A 19,242-nucleotide genomic window follows, 5' to 3' on the forward strand; every position below is an offset into this window, starting at 1 on the left:
CATGAACCGCCGAGGCGGAACATGACGGCGATGGTCACGGCCGCTACTTCTGCGGCGGTCCGAGATCCAGCGGCGGCAGCTCGATCTGCGGCACCTCGATCCTGACCTTGTCGAGATCGACGTTGAGGGGCTTGTCGAGCAGGCCCGTCACGGTGATCGGGAAGATGATCACGAGCATCACCATGATCAGCTGGAGGCCGATCCAGGGCATCGCGCCCCAGTAGATGTCGGAGCTCTTCACTTCCTTCGGCGCCACGCCGCGCAGGTAGAACAGCGCAAAGCCGAACGGCGGATGCAGGAACGAGGTCTGCATGTTCACGCAGAGCATCACGCCGAACCAGATCAGCGCCGCGTCCGGTCCCACCACGGGGGCGAGGATCTTCTGCGCGATCGGCGCGATCATCGGCAGGATGATGAAGGCGATCTCGAAGAAGTCGAGGAAGAAGGCCAGGAAGAAGATGAAGAGGTTGATGAAGATCAGGAAGCCCCAGACGCCGCCGGGCAGCGAGGTCAGCAGGTGCTCGAGCCAGACGCCGCCGGATACGCCGAGGAACACCACGGAGAAGCAGGTCGAGCCGATCAGGATGAAGGTGACCATGCAGGTGAGGCGCATGGTGGACTGGTAGCCCTGCGTGATCAGGTCGCGCAGGTCGGGGATGCGCGCGGCCCGGATGCAGATCCACGCCACCGCCAGATAGGTGAGGGCGAAGGCGAGCTTGAAGATCAAATTCTCGCTCATCATCATCGCGACGATGGTGCCGACGCCGGCGGCGATCACGCCTGTTATCAGGATCTTGCGGTCGGTCGAGGTGAAGTCCTTGTGGTGGATCGCGGCAAGCACGATGGCGCCGACGGCACCCATCGCGCCGGCTTCGGTCGGCGTGGCAAGGCCCATCATCATGGTGCCGAGCACGACGAAGATCAGCACGGCCGAGGGGATGATCCCCATCAGGCACTTCTTCCACAGCGGCCAGCCGGTCAGCGTGCGCGCCTCCTTCGGCACCGGCGGCACGTGGCCCGGCTTGATCAGGCCGAGGATGAACGTGTAGCCGGCGAACAGCATGATCTGGAACACCGAAGGGCCCCAGGCGCCGAGATACATGTCACCGACCGACTTGCCGAGCTGGTCGGCGAGTACGATCAGCACCAGCGAGGGCGGCACCAGCTGCGTGATCGTGCCGGAGGCAGCGAGCACGCCGGTGATGTAGCGCATGTTGTAGCCGTAGCGGATCATCACCGGCATCGAGATCAGCGCCATGGCGATCACCTGCGCGGCCACCGTGCCGGTAATGGCGCCGAGGATGAAGCCGACGATGATGACCGAATAGCCGAGGCCGCCGCGGATCGGGCCGAACAGCTGGCCCATCGAATCCAGCATGTCCTCGGCCAGCCCGCATCTCTCCAATATGGCGCCCATGAAGGTGAAGAACGGGATCGCGAGCAGCAGCTCGTTGGAGAGCACGCTGCCGAACACGCGGCCGGGAATCGCCTGAAGGAAGTTGAGATCGAAGAAGCCGAGATGGATGGCGAGGAAGCCGAAGGAAAGGCCGACGGCCGCCAGCGTGAAGGCGACGGGGAAGCCGATCAGCATCGCCAGAACCAGGCCGCCGAACATCAACGGCGGCATCATCTCCAGCGTAATCATTGGGTCGGCCTCTCGTACTTGGCGTCGATCGTCACATAGCCCTGGAGAGCCGCGATACGCTTGATGACCTCGGAAACACCCTGGAGCGCCAGCATCACGAAGCCGGCGGGGATCACGAACTTGATCGGCCAGCGGATCAGGCCGCCGGCATTGGCCGACGTCTCGCCGACGCTATAGGCCTGCATGAAGAACGGCCAGGACAGATAGGCGAGCAGGAGACAGGAGGGAATCAGGAAGAACAGCGTGCCGATCATGTCGAGCCAGAGCTGGCCGCGCTCGGACAGGGTCAGGTAGAAGATCTCGACCCGCACATGCTCATTGCGCTTGAATGTGTAGGCCGAGCCGAACATCACGAGGATGGCGAACATGTACCATTGCAGCTCGAGCCAGCCGTTCGACGAGTCGTTGAAGGCGTAGCGGATCATGGCGTTGGCCGCGCTGACCAGGCACGCCAGGAGCACGAGCAGGTTACAGACGTACCCAATCTTTTCGTTGAGGGCGTCGATGGCGTTGCTCAGCGCCAGCAATGGACGCATCTTACTTTCTCTCCGTCGCGGCCTTACACTTCACGGAAGGCTTCAGCACGCATCGCTTGGCTCGCGTGCAAGATGCACACGACCGCACGGATTGTATTCCGGAGCGATTGCGGCGTCAGTCCTCCCCTCGCGCCTTGCCGTCTTGACCGCGACCGCCAAGGGGCGGGCCGGCTTATTGTTGCCGGGCAAGCAAAGGCGGTCGCACCAAATCAGTGGCGTCACGTGCCGTCAATTGGAAAATGGACAAATTGACGCGCCGTCAAAAGCTTAGGTTAGCGGAGCGGGGCCGATCCTCAGCCGCCGGTGACGCTCATGTGCCTGGAGACGCTCGGGCGGTTGTGGCGGCGGTCGATGATGAAATCGTGGCCCTTGGGCTTCAGCCCGATGGCGCGGTCGATCGCATCCGCAAGCAGCATGTCGTCGTCCGATGCACGCAGAGGTTTGCGCAAATCGGAGGCATCCTCGTGGCCGAGGCAGGTGTGCAGCGTGCCGGTGCAGGTGATGCGCACCCGGTTGCAGGATTCGCAGAAATTATGGGTCATCGGCGTGATGAAGCCGAGCTTGCCGCCGGTTTCGGCGACGCTGACATAGCGCGCCGGCCCGCCGGTGCTCTCGGCCAGGTCCGTCAGCGTGAACTGCTGGGCGAGGCGCGCGCGCACCAGCGACAGCGGCAGATACTGGTCGATCCGTCCTGCGCCGATCTCGCCCATCGGCATGACCTCGATCAGCGTCAGGCCCATGTTCTTGCCGTGGGCCCAGCGCATCAGCGAAGGCAGCTCGTCCTCGTTGAGGTTCTTCAGCGCCACCGCGTTGATCTTCACGGCGAGCCCCGCGGCACGCGCAGCCTCGATGCCTTCCAGTACCTTGTCGATCTCGCCCCAGCGGGTGATCTCGCGAAACTTCTTGGGATCGAGCGTGTCGAGCGAGACGTTGATGCGGCGGACGCCGCAATCGGCGAGCTCCCGGGCATACTTTGCCAGCTGCGTGCCGTTGGTGGTCAGCGTCAGCTCGCTCAGGGCGCCGCTCGACAGATGGCGCGACAGCGAGCGCACCAGCGTCATCACGTTGCGGCGGACCAGCGGCTCGCCGCCCGTGAGTCGCAGCTTCTTCACGCCCTTGGCGATGAAGGCCGAGCAGAGCCGGTCGAGCTCCTCCAGCGTCAACAGGTCCGCCTTGGGCAGGAACGTCATGTCTTCCGACATGCAGTAGAAACAGCGCAGGTCGCAGCGATCCGTGACGGAAACGCGCAAATAGCTGATGGTCCGCCCGAACGGATCGGTCATGGCGCTGGACAGCGCTGCGCGGGGGTTCGCGGAAGATCCGTTCATACCAAATGCCTTGTCACTTACGGCGACGGGCGCACCTTTGCTTCAACGGTGCTCTGAAAGCAATCTAAGCATCGGACGCGGCTAGGACAATCGGGTGGTATACGTAACTCAGCCCTTGGATCAGCGCTTGCTCGCGTTCGGATCGGGGAACGGCGAGCCGGCGGCGGCCGGTTCGGCGGCCGCGGGCGCGGCTGCGACCGGTTTCGGCTTCTTCGGCCGGTGCGCTTTCCTCACCGGCTTGGGCGGCACCGCCGGCTGGAGTTCCGCAAACACCGGATTCGGATCGGTGGTGACCGAGGCGGGCGTGGTGAGATCGCCGGGGTTCTTGATGATGTTCACCGGGACGCTCGCCGGCTGGTACTTGGGCAGCGCGAAGGCGACCGTGAACGGCGCGTCCGGGGCGGGAACCGAGACCGAGCAGGGGGTCTTGCAGCCCGGACCGAGCGAGGTCGAGGCATCAGCCCCCGGGGGATTGGATTCGAGCCGGACCTGAACGGTCGGGGGCGCCGATTTGAACATGTCCCAGGACATCGAGGAGCAGCCACCAAGACTTGTTGCCCCCAGGAGGCTCGCTCCCGCTAGCGCAATCGCGATCACACGACGCATCAACCACCCACTTCTACTGCGACGAACCGCCACATCCCGGGCGGACCTTAGGGACGTCGCTGAGGGCAGGCAACCGGCGCGCCGCGCATAGTTAATAGTTGGTTAACGCGGGGGTATCTTCGCTTTTTGCTGAGATTTCAGGACCTTGCCGAACCCAGCGGCGTCATCAGGCTGGTGGCTGCGGCCGGCAGGTCACGCATGTGATGGATCAGCCGGTCCGGCTTCAGCTCGGCGATCGGCACGTCCGTGTAGCCGAAGCTGACCCCGATCACGGGCACCCCGGCGCGCCGGGCTACCCCGACATCGGTTCCGGCGTCGCCGACCATGATGCTGGCTTTGACCTCGCCGCCGGCGCGGGCCACCGTTTCCCGGAAAATGGCCGGATCGGGCTTCTGGACGCCAAAGGTGTCGGCGCCGCAGATCGCCGCGAAGCGGCGGCTGAGGTCGAGCTGGTCCAGCAGGCGCTTGGACAGCCATTCCAGCTTGTTGGTGCAGACCGCCAGGCGATGGCCCTGCGCAGCAAAATGGTCGAGCGCGGTCTCGAGCCCTTCGAAAGGCCGGGATTCGACCGCGATATGCTCGGCGTAATAGGCGATGAAATCCGCCGTCATCCGATCCATGTCCGAAGGCGTGACGATGCGGCCCTCAGCCTCCAGGCCCCGCTCGATCAGCTTGCGGGCGCCGGCGCCGATCATGTTGCGGGCTGACTGCATCGGCACGGGCGGCAGGCCTTCGCGGTCGAGCACGTAATTCAGCGCGGTGATCAGGTCGGGCGCCGTATCCACGAGCGTGCCGTCGAGATCGAAGACGATGGTGTGAGGGGAGGTCATGGTCCAAGCGCTATCGGTCCGGCCGTGCCGGCGCAAGGGGCGATGCCATAAGATCAGCTTATAGGCCTGTTCCCGCGCGGAAAACGAGGCTACATAGGCCGCCGCAAGCAACCTATCGGCGGCACACTCTCAATTCAGGGGCGGCGCATCGTGAACATGGACCAGTTGAAGCGGCAGGCTGCGGCGCGCGCCCTCGAGGAGGTGCGTGACGGCATGCAACTCGGGCTCGGCACCGGCTCGACCGCCAAGCATTTCGTCGAGCTGCTCGGCGAGCGCGTCGCGGCCGGACTCAAGGTGATCGGTGTGCCAACCTCCGAGGCGACGCGCCTCGATGCGACGCGCTGCGGCGTGCCGCTGACCACGCTCGACGAGATCGATCATCTCGACATCACTGTTGACGGCGCCGACGAGATCGATCCCGAGCTCAACCTGATCAAGGGCGGTGGCGGCGCGCTGCTGCGCGAGAAGATCGTGGCGGCCGCATCGGATCGCATGATCGTGATTGCCGACGACACCAAATGGGTGCCGACGCTCGGCCGCTTTCCGCTGCCGATCGAGGTCATCCCGTTCGGGCTCGGGGCGACGCGCCGGGCGATCGAGACGGCATTTGCGCAGTGCGGCGTTTCCGGGCAAATGGCGGTCCGCAAGGCCAAGGGTGGGGACAAGGATGGCCACGTTTTCGTCACCGATGGCGGCCACTGGATCCTCGATGCCCAGCTCGGACGGATCGTGGATCCGCCCAGTCTCGCCAAGGCGTTGAGCGCCATCCCCGGCGTGGTCGAGCATGGGTTGTTCATCGGCTTGGCCAGCTCGGCTGTTCTGGCGGGTGGCGAGGGAATTCGCGTGATTGAACGGCGAAAGCCGAAAGGAGACTAGGAATGAAGAGCGTTTTGAAATTCTTGCCGGCCGCGACCCTCGCTGCGGGACTGGCCCTCTCGGCTGCCCCGGCCATGGCGCAGCAGCCGGCGCCGGCCCAGCCCAAGGCCGCCGCGGCGCCGGCTCAGCCGAAAGCCTCGCCGGCGGCGGTTGCGGCGGCCAGGGAAATTCTGCAAATCAAGAACGCGACGGCGATGTATCAAGGCGCCGTGCCCGGCCTGGTCGAGAAGACCAAGATCGCGCTGATCCAGCAGAACCTGAACTATCAGAAGGATCTCAACGAGGTGGCAGGGGTCGTCGCCCAGCAGCTCAACGGCCGCCAGAACGAGATCGGCGAAGGCATGGCGCAGATCTATGCCAGCGAGTTCACCGAGCAGGAGCTGAAGGACCTCGTCACCTTCTACAAGTCGCCGCTCGGCAAGAAGCTGATCGACGCCGAGCCGCGCGCCATCGGCCTCAGCATGGCCTTCATGAACTCCTGGGCCCAGAACTTCGCCGAGACCGTGATGGGCGCCTTCCGCGCCGAGATGCGCAAGCGTGGCAAGGAAATCTGACAGTACCTATCTGATAGGGAGTTCCTGAAAGAGGTCGGAGTGGACAATGGCTGAATTCGACGTCGACCTCTTTGTCATCGGTGGTGGTTCGGGCGGCGTGCGTGCCGCCCGCATCGCGGCCGGCCACGGAGCCCGCGTCATGATCGCGGAAGAGTACCGCATGGGCGGCACCTGCGTGATCCGCGGCTGCGTGCCGAAGAAGCTGTTCGTGATCGGCTCGCATGTCCGTCACGAGATCGAGGACGCCGCCGGCTTCGGCTGGACCATCCCGTCCATGAGCTTCGACTGGGCGACGCTGATCGCCAACAAGGACAAGGAGATCGCGCGGCTGGAGGCGGCCTACACGACGAATGTCGAGAAGTCGGGCGCGCAGATCGTCAAGAGCCGTGCGGTGATCGAGGACAAGCACACCGTCCGCCTGCTCGAGAACGACAGGAAGATTACAGCAAGATACATTTTGATCGCCACCGGCGGCGCGCCCAACCATGGCGCCTCGATCCCCGGCATCGAGCACGTGATCTCCTCCAACGAGGCGTTTCACCTCAAGACGCTGCCGAAGCGGATCGTGATCCAGGGCGGCGGCTACATCGCGCTGGAATTCGCCGGCATCTTCGCGGGCTACGGCTCCGACGTCACCGTGATCTATCGCGGCGACAACATTTTGCGCGGCTTTGACGAAGACGTTCGCACTCACGTTCGCAGCGAGATGGAGAAGCAGGGCATCACCATTCTCACCGGCTGCACGGTGGCGAAGGTCGATCGCCATGGCGAGGAATTCACCACCCATCTGTCGAACGGCTCGAGCGTGGCTTCCGACCAGGTGATGTTCGCGATCGGCCGTCATCCTTCCGTCGCCAATCTCGGCCTGGAGAAGGCCGGCGTCGCCATCAATCCGAAGAACGGCGGCATCGCGGTCGACCATTTCTCGAAGAGCTCGGTCGACAGCATCTATGCGATCGGCGACGTCACCCATCGCCACAACCTGACGCCGGTCGCGATCCGCGAGGGTCATGCGTTCGCCGACACCGTGTTCGGCAAGCGCGAGGTGAGGGTGGATCATGCCTATATCCCGACTGCAGTGTTCTCGCAGCCGGAGGTCGGCACCGTCGGTCTGACCGAGACCGAAGCGCGCGCGCAGTTCAGTCACGTCGACATCTACAAGACGACCTTCCGCCCCATCAAGGCGACGATGTCAGGCCGCGATACCCGCGTGCTCATGAAGCTCGTCGTCGATGGCACGTCCGACCGCGTGCTCGGCTGCCACATCGTCGGTGACGCCGCCGCCGAGATCACCCAGGCGGTCGCGATCGCGGTGAAGATGAAGGCGACCAAGGCCGATTTCGACGCGACCATCGCGCTGCATCCGACCGCGGCCGAAGAGCTCGTCACCATGCGCACCCCGACCGCGCGCCACGTGCGTCAGGCGGCCGAATAGCGGCGTTGGGCGGCCCTGGGCGGGGGCCGCCTTGACGTTGTCGATGCTGCGACGCCGGTCTAGCCTGCGGTGCTCGCATCGTCGGCGAAGCTCTGCTCGATGGCGGCGGGCATTTTCGCAACCGACATCAACGAACGCGCGACCTGGTTGAGCAACTGATCCGCGTTTTCCTCCTCGGCGAGATTCTTCGATAGAAGCGCGACGACGGCGCTGTGACGCAACTGCTGCGCCAGGTTGCGGGCAGTCGTGTAGCCGGCAATTTCGTAATGCTCGACACGCTGTGCGGCGCCGATCAGGGCGAGATCCGCGGCGGCATCGTCCTTCCTGGCGCCCTCCTTGATCACTTCGTCGCCTTCCTCGACAAGTCCCTGCATACCCTTGCAGGCCTTGGCGCGCGGCTTCTTGCCGAGCAGCTCGAAGCACTCGTCGAGACGTTCGATCTGCGCTTCGGTTTCGGCCAAATGAACGGTGAACAGCTCGCCGAGCTGATCGTAGCGTGCAGCCTCGATCATCTGGGGCAGCGCCTTGGTCAGTTGCTTCTCAGCATGGAGAAGGTCCCGCAGCTGGTCGATCAGCAGGTCGTCAAGGCCGATGACCGGCTCAGACGGCGAACTCTCGGCTATGATCGAAGGCGCCGTGCCGGGCTCGCCGCTCTGGAGCGCCGGGGATTCCATGAACTCCCAGTCTTCGCCCTCATTCCAGGGACCGCGCGTGTCGATTTCACCGTTGTCGCCGGATCCCGTCGAATCGTTGAAGAACTGGTCCACGAGGCCGGGCGTCGGCGCGATGCGGCCGATGCTGAACGCGGGCTTGTTCATGCTTTCCAGCGCGCGCGAGAACGCCTTCATGTGGGTGATCTCCCGCGTCATCAGGAACTGCAAGGCGTCCTTGGTGCCCGCGTCGTCGCAGAAATTGATCAGCCGTTCGTAGACTATCTTGGCGCGGGCCTCCGCAGCGATGTTGCTGCGCAGGTCGACGTCGAGTTCGCCGGTGATTTTGAGGTAGTCGGCGGTCCAGGCGTTGCCCTGCGAGTTGAACAGGCCGACGCCACCGCCTCCGGCGATCGCGATCAGGGGATCGGCTTCCGCCGCTTCGCGATCGAATTTCAGCGGCTTCAAGTGCAGGCGCGCAAGCGATCCGACGACTTCGAGGTGGCTCAATTCCTCGGTTCCGATATCCATCAGGAGATCCTTGCGGTCCGGATCTTCGCAATTGAGACCTTGAATGGAGTATTGCATGGCGGCGGCGAGCTCGCCGTTAGCGCCGCCGAACTGTTCCAGCAGCATGTTGCCGAACCGGGAATCGGGCTCGTCGACGCGAACTGTGAACATGAGCTTCTTGACGTGGTGGTACATGGAAAGACCTTTGCTTCGCAGGAGAAGTCGGGGCCAACCGGGCGCAACAGTGGACGTTCCTAATTCGGAATCGTACCGCGACCAGAGCCCCTCGATGCGATGTGAGTGCTCAGTGCAACGTTCCGGCCGCGGCTTCCTCGACCGCGGCCATCAGATCGGCCGTGTTCGACTGCTGGATCATGTGACCCGCGTCGGGGACGCGATGCATCTTGCTGTGCTTGATCTCGTCATGCAGACGGCCCGACTGCTCGTCGATGTCGATGAGGCGATCGTCTTCGCCGGCCAGGATGGTGACCGGCATGGCCAGTTCGCCGTAGGTCTTCGCCGACAGCATTGCCGCAGGGATCATCAGCGCCGCCTCGGCGGCGCCGGCACGAAGCTGCGAGGGACGCACGGCCAGTGATTTAGGGAAGCCGTCGAATTTTTGCGGGACGGATTTCGGTCCGAACAGCTGTCGCAGCATAGCCGGCCACATCAGGCGGCTGAGGATTGGCGAAATCGTGTGACTGAGGATATCGCCGAATCCCGGTATCGCCGGCCCGGCTATCGCCATCATGGCATCGGTGCGGGCGGTCGGGAAATAATAGCCCGATGCCAGTATCAAGGCCTCGACCGTCGAGGGATGTCTGCTCGCCAGGGCGATCGCAACCGACGCTCCCCAGGAATGTCCGAGCACGATCGCCTTTTCGACGCCGATATGCGCAAGCGCGTCCTTGAAGAGATCGGCTTGCGCCGCAGGCGTCCACACCACATTGCGGGGCCGCAGGCTGTGGCCGAAGCCGGGACGGTCGAACACGATGACGCGATAGTCCTTCGCGGCGAGGTCGATCAAGCCGCTCGACTCGAAATCCTGGATCATGCTGCCGTTGCCATGGAGCAGGACCAAAGGGCGTCCGGATCCGCGCTCGACATAGTGCAGGCGAACGCCGTCGATGTCGATGAACCGTCCTTGTGGCGGGTTGTCGCGTTGTGCCTTGTCGGCAAGCCGCCGATTGACGACCGCGGCGGCCGCCATCAGGCCGGCTGCTGCGATGAGCGCGGAGGCGAACGGATATTCCGCAAGAGCATGAAGGGTCGTCGCCGCCAAAGACGGCGAACGCTTTTTCAGTATGCGCATGTGACACTTTCGCTGACCGCGGCCAGCTGTTGGAGAATAGGAAGGGACGCTTCCGGATTAACGTCCTGGTCTCATCGCGATCTTGATGATGCGCTCCTGGGATCCGGAACCGTATCGACCTGGACGTTGCCTATGCCGTGCCAACGGAGGGCACCATGGCCAGATTCCATGCGGCATGCGCATTCACGGGTCATGTCGTGGAGATGCAACAGGAGGCGTGGAGATATGTTCCTAACCCCAATCGATGCGGCAAGCAGGCCGCCGCCAAGAGCGGTTTCTCAGGATCGCGCTCTGGTGAATGTCGTGTGAGACACCATATCCAGCATATCGCTGGCACAGACACGACAGGCGCCAGTGACCGAGAGACGCTGCCGCGCTCCCGCCACAAACCGGAGGCGCGCGATGAACGTCTTGCTTTATCCTCTGCATCTTTGCCGTAAGCTCGAACGTCGCTGGAGCACGAAGGTGATTCAGGACAGCGGCCAATTGCCGCCGTCGCAAGGGACGAACGGCTGTACCGCTTGCGGGCGGCTCGTGGTGACTCCCGTGCACTCGACCTATTTGCCCACCGGGAAGCTCGTCAATCAGTGGCGGTGCCCGGTGTGCCGGAACGCCTGGCAGACCTCTGCGGATCCCGCGAGCAGCACGGATCTCCAATCGAACCGGTCCGAGCATCTTCGGGAGAACGCCGGACACTGCCTGGCCCTGGAAGGCACCGCTCCCGACGACATGGCGCGCAATCAGTTCAGGCGCATGGGCGATGCTTGGCTCGCTCTCGCGGACACGCCGGATTGGCTCGACGGCGAGACGCCACCGGTCTCGCGACCTCCGCCGCAAAGCGCGCAGGCCTGATCTCGTCCACTCTCCCGACGCACGGCAACGACTTTCATGACTGAGAAGCGCGACCGCGCCGCTTGAATCCGGTGACGCGGGATTTCGGCAAAGGCAAAGCGCGTCATGCCAGCGCAGCAAACGGTCAAGCCGATCCCTTCAAATGCAGGACCAAATGACATGGACAAGGACAAGAGCGGACGCATCGTCGAGACTGCGCTCGAAGCGCGCCAGGGCGAGCTCGGTCCGAGCGTGCTGATGCTGCTGGGCGTGAGTATGGGACTTGCCATTCTCATCATGGCGGTCACGGGGATGATGTTCTTCAGCGCTTGATCTCGAAGCCGACGTCCCCGGGCGAAGAGCTTAGGAACCAAAGCACCCATGGGGGTTTGGCTCACTCCTTAGACACTGGAGACAATCATGAGACGCCCATCACTCTACATTTGCATTTCTTTATTCACAGCGGCCGCGGCATTGGCGGCGACGTCGGCTTCGGCGCAGACTCCGCCGGCGCAGTCCGGACCTAACAACGGCGCGGTCAACACTGCCGGCCAAAACAACTCCGACGCTCCTGTCGCGGGGCGCAACAGCTTCACCGAAGGACAGGCCAAATCGAAGATCGAGGATGCCGGCTACGCCAACGTCACCGAATTGAAGAAGGACGACAAGGGCGTGTGGCGCGGACAGGCCAGCAAGGGTGGATCAGCCACCGCGGTCAGCGTCGATTTTCAAGGTAACGTCAATTCGGCCAAGTAAGCAAGCAAGAAGGACTCAAGATGACCGTTACAATTTCTCGTCTTTACGACAACTATAACACCGCGCAGCAGGCGGTTCAGCGTCTCGAAGCTGCCGGCGTGCCGCACTCGGACATCAGCATCGTCGCCAACAATTCGGACAGCTGGTTTAACACCGACAAGAAGGTAGATCGCGACCGGGATGGTGTCGATGATCGTGCCGAGGGAGCCGGTACGGGTGCCGGCATCGGTGCGGGCGTCGGTGGTACCGCTGGCCTTCTTGCCGGCCTTGGCTTGCTGGCAATTCCCGGCCTCGGACCTGTGGTCGCAGCTGGCTGGCTGGCCGCGACCGCGGTTGGTGCCGCCGCCGGAGCAGCTACCGGCGGGATCGTCGGGGCGCTCACGGAGGCCGGCATTTCGCGTGAGGATGCGGACACCTACGCCGAGGGCGTCCGTCGCGGAGGCACGCTCGTGTCGGCGCGGGTGGCGGACGCGGATCGGTCCCGCTTTGACTCAATCCTGAACGAGTCTTCCGTCAATTTACGTGACCGCAGTGCCAGCTGGCAAAAGGCCGGATGGAAATCGTTCGATCCTGCCAGCAAGCCTTACGGCGCCGAAGAGGTTCGCAAGGAGCGAAAGCTCTACGGGGGATCATTGCGCTAAATGAGATCTCGACGGCCCGCTCCGGCGGGCCGTTTTTTTGGCACTACGCGTACAGATACCCGACCGGCTTGCCTTCGGTGCGCAGGGGACGGATGTCCTTGTGCGTGATGATCTGACCGGCCAGGCCGTCGATCTCGTCGCGCTGCGTCGCCGTCCAGCTGCGAAGGTCGTTCATGCCCTTGAGCAGGCCGAGCCGGAGGACCTGGGTGTTCTCACCGACGCCAATGAGGTTGATCGAGCTCTTGCCGGCCGTCACCACGTCGCCGGCAGAGAGTTCGAAGGTCTCGCCTGACTTGTTCTTGAATTCGGCCGTGCCGCGGATGACGCGATAGATCACGACCTCGCCCTTGGCAAACGAGGTGCCGTCCGCTGTTGCCGACGTGCTCTTCGGCAGCAGCGACTGACCGGGCGGGTCGGTTGCGATGATGTGGCCGGTGACGAGATGCCCGCTCGGCACCTCGATGCCGATATCGCGCACATGGACCGGCATGGCCGATTTGACCGAGCCATCGGTGAGCGGCTTGAACAGCGCATCCAGCGCCAACGGGTCCTGAAGCCAGAAGCCTGCATCGGCGGGACGATCATGCAGAGGATGGCTCCAGGCCACAAGCGGCGTCTCGGCCTCGTTGATCTGGCTCGGACCGACGATGGTCGGGTTCGGAAACGTGGTGGGATCGGTGATGAAGGCTTCGAGGAACTTGCCCGAATAGCCCATCGAGATCGGATCGGGCACCACCGTCTGCGGCGTCTTCAAGTTCTCTTCGGTCGAAAGGCCCGACCAGGTGTAGAAGAGCTGGCGGTGCACGATCGCGCTTTGCAGCATCACAGCGCCCGGGCCGACACTGTAGAAGCGTCCGTCGTAGTCGAAGGTGAATGCGCCCGAGGTGACCAGCACGAGCTGAAAGCCGCCCGGCGGAAGATGAAGATGGAAATCGGTGGGGCCGGTGTCCGGGCGGTAGATCGGCAGATTGGTCGCGACCTCGTGCAGGAGGAAGGTTTCGTTGTTGGCGTGAAAGCCCTCGTTGGCGCGATTGTAGAGGGCTTGCGGCCGGTAGGTCGCCTCAAACTTCGCATTCTTGTCGCGGTCGATCGCGACGAAGTCCTGATCGTTCAGACGAAGGGGCGTGCCATTCGGACGGGTGAGGCCGGTGAATTTGAGATCGCCCGCAGCATGCACGTTCATGGCATTCTCCGATCTGATCCGCTCGTCCCGGCTGCCCTGGTGGCGAGGGCGGGGACTTGGGGCCTGATGCGGCTTTGCGAATTTTGGGCCAGTTCGGTTGCAGGGCAGCAAATGGCCACCGCGGATCGGGATGGCGAGACCGGACAGCAGAAAATCCAGTGGTTCCGCCGAAGGTTAGACCCCGCGTTGCGCGGGATTGCCCGACCGTCCTGCCGAACCTCGCGATCTCGCGAACGTGACGCAAATTGTCTAAATTGTCGGCAAGCCCTGACGGGCAGCGTGCAGGGCATGGCTGCTCCCGGGCGCAACCGCGGAACGCATTCGGCTCGGCGGGATTAGGCGTCTTAGGTTGCCTTTTGACCGAGGCAGCAGGTCTCGTCCGGCTCCAACCCGGGAGTTTCCATGCAAGACGGCTACGCAAGGCCGCAGGAGGCCGCCCGCTACATTGCGGAGATCTGCACCGAGCTGCGCGAGATCGCGCACACGGCCAAACTTTCATTCCTGGCTCACCTGCTCAGCATGGTGATCCTGCAAGCCGGAAGGCATTGCAGCACCGAGGGACAGGAATTCCGCAAAACGTCCGAAGCCGCTCATTCGAACGACTGAAGCGCGGTGCGCTCGGGCTTGCCGGAGGGGCTGTCCGCCCACTTCGCCATGTCCATCGTTCGGGCATCGACACCTTCGCACCAGAAGCAGCTCGATTCCGTCGCGCCCTTCTCGGACAGGATGGGCACCAGGCCGTGGCCGCAGCCGGCGCAACAGGTGATGTCGGTCATGCTTTTCTCCAAGACACTGTACGAGACACGGCAAATTCCGGAATGCCGTTATCGTTCCCAAAGCTTGCGCGGGCGCTATGTGGGCGCAGACGCGGTGCGTCCGACCGGAGCGCTCGTCCCTGATATCGTCGATGCAGCGATCCAGCGTGACACGGCTGCGATGTCGTTGCCGTTTTCACGGTAGGCGCGGAGCTGGAATTCCGCCGAGCTGCCACGTTCCACGATGGTGCGGCAATGCTCGACCTCGGCCGCGCAATTCAGCGCATCCGCGTCCTCGGCGATGTCGTCGATCAGGCGGGAGAGCAGCTCCGAGATGGTGACTGGCCCGTCCTTCGAGGCAAAGATGCAATCGGTGCCGTAGCGCTGGGCGCGCCATTTGTTCTCGACGGCGATCGCGCGCTCGACGACCGTGACGGCTTTCGACAGATGAGGCCGCCGATACAGATGTCGCGTCAGGCAGCGATAGAGCGAGGCGATGGCAACGGCGTCGTCGACGAAGGTGCAGGTGTCGGGCGCGCGAAGCTCGAGGGTCGGATGCTTCATGGAAGGGCGCATCGCCCACCAGATGTGACTCTCGTCAGGGATCACGCCGGAGCGCTGCAATGCGCCGACATACTCGTCGTAATCATGCCTGCTCTCGAACAGTTCGGGCAGGCCGGTGCGCGGCAGCTCGGAATAGGCCGCCAGGCGGTAACCCTTCAGGCCCGTCTTGTGCGAGTTCCAGAACGGGGAGGACGCCGACAACCCGATGAACAGCGGCAGGTGCGGCAGCATCGCCCGCATCACCGCCATGCGCTTCTCGGGATCGGGCAGCTGGACGTGCACATGCATGCCGCACATCATGTTGCGGTGGCCGATGCTGCGTAGATCCTCGATCATCTCCTCGTAGCGCGGCTTCGGGCTCGGTTGCGACATGCGCCAGACGGCGGTCGGATGGGTGCCGCAGGCCATGATCACGAAGCCGTACTGGGCGGCAACGTTCGCGACTTCGCGGCGGAGAAAGCGCAGCTCTTCGCGCGCGTCGTTGACGTCGACGTGAACGTTGGTGGCGACCTCGAGCTGGGATTGCAGCATCTCTCGCATGGCCTGGCCGCCGGTCGACCAGTTCGCCGACTCGAACAGCTCATTGGGCGTCTGGATCGCCACGTCCAGGCTGCGCCGATCGGCGAGGAAGTATTCCTCCTCGATGCCGAATGAATATTCAGCCGCCTTGCCACGACCGCCGGCCGAGCGAATGACGAGGTGCTGCTTGTCGTCGGAGGAATCGAGACGCAGCAATTTCAAGATGTCCGAAGCAAATGTCATCGTGCCACCCGGCGAAGGCATTACCTGCGGGAAATAATCCTCCTGACGGGGGCGGGTTCCGCGTCAGCCCCACTGGAAATTGCAAGGTCGAACGGAACAATTTTCGCGCTTTCGGACGCGCGCGCGATCAGGGCGTGATTCGGCGGCACTTCCGTCCAGTCCGATTCCTTGTCGAACGGCTCGGACACGACGACGACCTGGCCGCCGGCCTCGCGGAAATAGAGCGTGTTGGCGGCATCGTTGACCGCGACGCGAAACGCATAGAGATCCCTGCCGTTGGCGATCGCGCTGGTGAAGCGCAGTCGCTCGCGAAGCTGGCCTTCGTTGACGAGACCGACGAGCGATTGCAACACGGCCTGCGTTGCTCGAAGCGGGTCGTTGTCGAGGCCCGCGCCCATGATGGCGAGGAAAACGGCTTCGGAGTCGGTCGTCCCCAATCGCGACGGATAATACGCATCCGGGATCAGCGCCTCGACCTTGCGCCGCAGCCGGTTCCAGCTGCCGACGAATCCGTTGTGCATGAACATCCACTGGCCGCAGGCGAAGGGATGGCAATTCTGCCGCGTCACCGCCGTGCCGGTGGCGGCGCGGACATGAGCGAAGAAGAGATGCGAGCGCAGATGGCGGCAGAGATAGCGCAGGTTTTCATCCGACCAGGCCGGGCGCGTCTCACGGTAGAGGCCGGGCTCCGGATGCTCGCCGTACCAGCCGAGCCCGAAGCCGTCGCCATTCGAACCCGCGGTGGACTGGAGCGAGCGGATGCTCTGCGCGATCAGCGAATGCTCGGGCTCGGTGACGTAAGGTTCGAACGAGGTGGTCTCGCCCCGGTATGCGATCCAGCGGCACATGCAGGTTCCAGTCGAGGGGTTATTCTTGAGGTGCACCAACAAACCCGACGGCGTTTGTGTTCCCGACAGAAGCCGCGGCGACCGCGCGACACCCGCCTGTGTCTAATCCTGCTCGTCGAGTACCTTGGACGGAGCCTTGCCATACGGATAGAAATGCTCCTTGCGGCCCTGATCCCAGAGCGCCTTGAGCCCCGGTGCGGTGATGTCCCAATCCGGACGGCACTTCATGCTGACGGCCCTGAGATCCTGGCGAAGCTCTTCGACGGTCGGGCGGCCGAAGAACCAGTAGCCATTGTAGATCTTGTGAACGACGAGGCGGGGCTCCAGCACGACGACGTGCGGGATCATCGGATTGTGGACCGGATCGGTGTATTCGGCGATGTCGAGATCCTTCTGAACGATACGCCTGGCATCGGAGAGGAAGGGCCAGTGAGCTCCGACCCCGCTGCGGTACTCGTTGGTCTGGAGGATCGTGTCGGTGGTGATGGTGACCATGCGGCAGTAGCCCACCTCCATCTCGCGATGGAGTTGCAGCAAGCCCTCGGCCTGGCGTCGATCCTTGGGACAGAAGCCGCCGCGGCCAAGGACGAGCACCATGGGATCATCGCCCTGCAAATCCGAGAGCTTGCGGCGTCTGCCGGTGTGGTCACTGAGCTCGTAGTCGGGGAAGGTGACACCTTCCGTGATGTCGGGCCGCATTTGAATCGCTCCATGGTTTGGCGAGGGTGTGTCGAAGCCGGTCAAAGATCGATCACGACATCTGCCTTCGGTTGCGAGCAGCAGATCAGGACATTGCCGTCCGCCGGCGGGTCGAGCGGATCGGGCGCGTAGCTGACTTCTCCGGCTACGAGCCCGCTCTCGCAGTTGTGGCAAACCCCGGTCCGGCACGACCAGCGCACCGGGACGTCGCACGCTTCGGCCAGCTCGAGCAGGCTGGCATAGGATGGTCCCCAGCGGACATTGAGGCCGCTGCGCGCGAATGACACCATCGGGCCCGGGCCGGGTGCTCCGACCGGCGCATGCGCGGGTGTTCGCGGCGAAGCCGCGATGCCGGGCGTCAGCGATGGCCTCGCGCCGAACAGCTCGGTGTGGATGCGATCGGGCGCGACGCCCAATGCGGCCAGGCCGGCCGTGAGATCGCTCATGAAAGCGGCCGGCCCGCAGAGATAGAAATCGCCGTCGCGCGGCATGTTGAGCCGTTCGATCAAGTGCTGATCCAGATGTCGGCGCTGTCGAAATCCGCTCCCGGACGATCGGCCGGATCGGGTGCGCTGAAGCAGACGTGGCTGTGATAGTGAGCGAGTCCGGCCAACAGCCCGCGCGTCTCGGCGGCGAACGCATGCTCGCGGCCGTTGCGCGCGCCGTGCAGCCACCAGACGTCTCGCGTCGACCCTTCCGCGACGAGCGCGTGGAGCATGGCGAGCACCGGCGTCACGCCGATGCCCGCGCTGAGCAAGACGACGGGCCGCGCATCCTGCCGGAGCGTGAAGCTGCCGCGTGGCGCACCGACTTCGACGACGTCGCCGACTCGGAGACTGTCGGCGATATAGAGGGAGGCCGCGCCGTGCGCTTCCCGCTTGATGCTGATGCGGTAGGGCGGGGCATCGGAGCGGCTCGACAGCGAGTAGCTGCGCGTCATCGCCTGTGCCTCAGAGGGCCCGAGCCGCACGACGACAAATTGACCGGGCAGGGCGGGGGCCGCGCGATGCCCGTCCGTGGGTTCGAGGATCAGTGACGTCACGGTGCCGCTTTCGGCGATCTTGCGCGAGACGCGAAACGGACGGAAACCGCGCCAGGCAGGAGGTGGGCTCGCCGCCGGGCCGAGCCCGGCGTTTCCTGCGGCAATCTTGCTTGTGCGCTGCTGCTCGAGCAGCGCTGCGAAGGAACGATTCCAGCCGCGGCTCAGCGCCGGAATCCGCAGCGCGCGCTCCAGGCGGTCGCGCGGGTGAGGGGGCAAGTAAAGCAGCGCGTTGATCTCGAACACGCTCATGCTTTCGGGACCGCTGGCAAGAAGCGTGATCTCGTCACCGGCCTCCACGTCGCCTTCCTCGATCACGCGAAAATAGAAACCAGGCCGGCCGTGCCTGACGAGCAGTGCGGGCATGTCCGGCTCGTCCATGCGAATGCCCAGCCGGTAGCAGGTGACGCGCGGCTGCGTCACCTCGAACAGGGCGGAGCCGATCCTGTAGCGGTCTCCGATGCACACGTTGGTGTCGGCAAGGCCTTCGACGGTGAAGTTCTCGCCGAATTGACCATGAACGAGATCCGGTCGCCCCAGATGTTCCTGCCAGTACCGATAGGACTCGTCCTGGTAGACGAAGACGGCGCGCTGTTCGCCGCCGTGGCCGGCCGTATCGCCCTGGCCGTCGCCGTCGATGTTGAGCCTGCGCACCCTGCGCGGCCCTTCGACGGGGGCCTTCCAGATGCCGGTATGGACGGTCTTGCCTTGCCAGGCGAGGTCGCGCGGCAGGCCGACATTGACGGAAAGCAGACGTGCCATCACGGTTTCCTCGACCCTGAGGTGCGACCCGATCCGACGGGTCGCCTGCACGCTAATCTGCATCCAATTCGAACTGTTAGCTCGTTAGCCGTTGTTAGACGTTGCAAGGGAACCCTTGCC

20 protein-coding genes and 1 pseudogene are annotated in these 19,242 nt (G+C 64.0%); 8 read left to right on the forward strand and 13 right to left on the reverse strand.

Translation table 11 applies throughout. The features are described 5' to 3' along the window. Positions 1-43 precede the first annotated feature (43 nt). The 5 genes from AAFG50_RS17590 to AAFG50_RS17610 all read right to left on the reverse strand — a co-directional run bounded on the left by AAFG50_RS17590 (position 44) and on the right by AAFG50_RS17610 (position 4,945). The gene (locus AAFG50_RS17590; RefSeq protein ID WP_028170834.1) at positions 44-1,645 is read right to left on the reverse strand and encodes a TRAP transporter large permease subunit; all 1,602 of its coding nucleotides are present in this window, start codon (positions 1,643-1,645) and stop codon (positions 44-46) included. Then, entirely contained in the window at positions 1,642-2,181 is a 540-nt protein-coding gene (locus tag AAFG50_RS17595; protein ID WP_011086532.1) for a TRAP transporter small permease subunit, read from the reverse strand. The genes AAFG50_RS17590 and AAFG50_RS17595 overlap by 4 nt, the downstream gene beginning before the upstream one ends. Positions 2,182-2,474: 293 nt before the next feature. Beyond that, the gene (gene moaA / locus AAFG50_RS17600; RefSeq protein ID WP_028170835.1) at positions 2,475-3,509 is read right to left on the reverse strand and encodes a GTP 3',8-cyclase MoaA; all 1,035 of its coding nucleotides are present in this window, start codon (positions 3,507-3,509) and stop codon (positions 2,475-2,477) included. A 120-nt stretch (positions 3,510-3,629) separates the two neighbouring features. After that, positions 3,630-4,115: a hypothetical protein gene (locus tag AAFG50_RS17605; protein ID WP_028170836.1), complete on the reverse strand. Its 486-nt coding sequence runs from the start codon at positions 4,113-4,115 to the stop codon at positions 3,630-3,632. A gap of 137 nt (positions 4,116-4,252) precedes the next feature. Then, a complete protein-coding gene (locus AAFG50_RS17610) occupies positions 4,253-4,945 on the reverse strand; it encodes an HAD family hydrolase (protein WP_011086535.1) in 693 nt (230 codons plus the stop codon). Positions 4,946-5,095: 150 nt separating this feature from the next. Between AAFG50_RS17610 and rpiA the strand changes: the two genes are divergently transcribed. The 3 genes from rpiA to gor are packed head-to-tail and all read left to right on the forward strand — an operon-like array spanning position 5,096 to position 7,810. Further along, on the forward strand, positions 5,096-5,821 hold the full coding sequence (gene rpiA, locus AAFG50_RS17615) for a ribose-5-phosphate isomerase RpiA (protein WP_011086536.1): 726 nt from the start codon (positions 5,096-5,098) through the stop codon (positions 5,819-5,821). A 2-nt stretch (positions 5,822-5,823) separates the two neighbouring features. Beyond that, positions 5,824-6,375 (forward strand): DUF2059 domain-containing protein, encoded by a 552-nt coding sequence (locus AAFG50_RS17620; RefSeq protein WP_028170837.1) that lies wholly within the window; start codon positions 5,824-5,826, stop codon positions 6,373-6,375. Between the two features lie 46 nt (positions 6,376-6,421). Beyond that, on the forward strand, positions 6,422-7,810 hold the full coding sequence (gene gor, locus AAFG50_RS17625; RefSeq protein ID WP_028170838.1) for a glutathione-disulfide reductase: 1,389 nt from the start codon (positions 6,422-6,424) through the stop codon (positions 7,808-7,810). A gap of 59 nt (positions 7,811-7,869) precedes the next feature. Here gor and AAFG50_RS17630 read toward each other — a convergent pair whose 3' ends face one another. Further along, a complete protein-coding gene (locus AAFG50_RS17630) occupies positions 7,870-9,165 on the reverse strand; it encodes a DUF892 family protein (protein ID WP_011086539.1) in 1,296 nt (431 codons plus the stop codon). Between the two features lie 109 nt (positions 9,166-9,274). Continuing rightward, a complete protein-coding gene (locus AAFG50_RS17635; protein ID WP_011086540.1) occupies positions 9,275-10,282 on the reverse strand; it encodes an alpha/beta hydrolase in 1,008 nt (335 codons plus the stop codon). A gap of 402 nt (positions 10,283-10,684) precedes the next feature. On the opposite strand from AAFG50_RS17635, the gene AAFG50_RS17640 reads away from it, so the two are divergent. The 4 genes from AAFG50_RS17640 (at position 10,685) to AAFG50_RS17655 (ending at position 12,510) form a co-directional block, all read left to right on the forward strand. Beyond that, positions 10,685-11,134, forward strand: coding sequence for a hypothetical protein (locus AAFG50_RS17640; protein WP_049832367.1), 450 nt, complete (start codon positions 10,685-10,687; stop codon positions 11,132-11,134). A 159-nt stretch (positions 11,135-11,293) separates the two neighbouring features. Then, positions 11,294-11,446 (forward strand): hypothetical protein, encoded by a 153-nt coding sequence (locus AAFG50_RS17645; RefSeq protein ID WP_053815111.1) that lies wholly within the window; start codon positions 11,294-11,296, stop codon positions 11,444-11,446. 87 nt (positions 11,447-11,533) lie between these two features. Beyond that, positions 11,534-11,869 carry a hypothetical protein gene (locus AAFG50_RS17650; RefSeq protein WP_011086542.1) on the forward strand — a complete coding sequence of 112 codons (336 nt, stop codon included), beginning with the start codon at positions 11,534-11,536 and terminating at the stop codon, positions 11,867-11,869. Between the two features lie 20 nt (positions 11,870-11,889). Beyond that, positions 11,890-12,510 (forward strand): general stress protein, encoded by a 621-nt coding sequence (locus AAFG50_RS17655; protein ID WP_011086543.1) that lies wholly within the window; start codon positions 11,890-11,892, stop codon positions 12,508-12,510. Between the two features lie 43 nt (positions 12,511-12,553). Here the strand turns inward: AAFG50_RS17655 and AAFG50_RS17660 are convergent, their stop codons facing one another. Beyond that, positions 12,554-13,693, reverse strand: a complete 1,140-nt coding sequence (locus AAFG50_RS17660) for a hypothetical protein (RefSeq protein ID WP_028170839.1) — start codon at positions 13,691-13,693, stop codon at positions 12,554-12,556. A 402-nt stretch (positions 13,694-14,095) separates the two neighbouring features. Here AAFG50_RS17660 and AAFG50_RS17665 point away from each other — a divergent pair, with 402 nt between their 5' ends. After that, positions 14,096-14,299 (forward strand): hypothetical protein, encoded by a 204-nt coding sequence (locus tag AAFG50_RS17665; RefSeq protein ID WP_028170840.1) that lies wholly within the window; start codon positions 14,096-14,098, stop codon positions 14,297-14,299. Here the strand turns inward: AAFG50_RS17665 and AAFG50_RS17670 are convergent. The 5 genes and pseudogenes from AAFG50_RS17670 to AAFG50_RS17690 all read right to left on the reverse strand — a co-directional run bounded on the left by AAFG50_RS17670 (position 14,284) and on the right by AAFG50_RS17690 (position 19,122). Continuing rightward, positions 14,284-14,469: a hypothetical protein gene (locus AAFG50_RS17670; protein ID WP_028170841.1), complete on the reverse strand. Its 186-nt coding sequence runs from the start codon at positions 14,467-14,469 to the stop codon at positions 14,284-14,286. The two genes, AAFG50_RS17665 and AAFG50_RS17670, sit on opposite strands and share 16 nt — an antisense overlap. A 75-nt stretch (positions 14,470-14,544) precedes the next feature. After that, positions 14,545-15,774, reverse strand: coding sequence for a carboxylate-amine ligase (locus AAFG50_RS17675; RefSeq protein ID WP_028170842.1), 1,230 nt, complete (start codon positions 15,772-15,774; stop codon positions 14,545-14,547). 20 nt (positions 15,775-15,794) lie between these two features. Further along, on the reverse strand, positions 15,795-16,622 hold the full coding sequence (locus AAFG50_RS17680) for a class II glutamine amidotransferase (protein ID WP_028170843.1): 828 nt from the start codon (positions 16,620-16,622) through the stop codon (positions 15,795-15,797). 102 nt (positions 16,623-16,724) lie between these two features. Continuing rightward, on the reverse strand, positions 16,725-17,321 hold the full coding sequence (locus tag AAFG50_RS17685; protein WP_028170844.1) for a redoxin domain-containing protein: 597 nt from the start codon (positions 17,319-17,321) through the stop codon (positions 16,725-16,727). 41 nt (positions 17,322-17,362) lie between these two features. Continuing rightward, positions 17,363-19,122, reverse strand: a pseudogene (locus AAFG50_RS17690) (MOSC and FAD-binding oxidoreductase domain-containing protein). Positions 19,123-19,242 lie beyond the last annotated feature (120 nt).

The sequence above is a fragment of the Bradyrhizobium sp. B039 genome (genome assembly GCF_038965675.1).
Lineage (GTDB): Bacteria > Pseudomonadota > Alphaproteobacteria > Rhizobiales > Xanthobacteraceae > Bradyrhizobium > Bradyrhizobium diazoefficiens.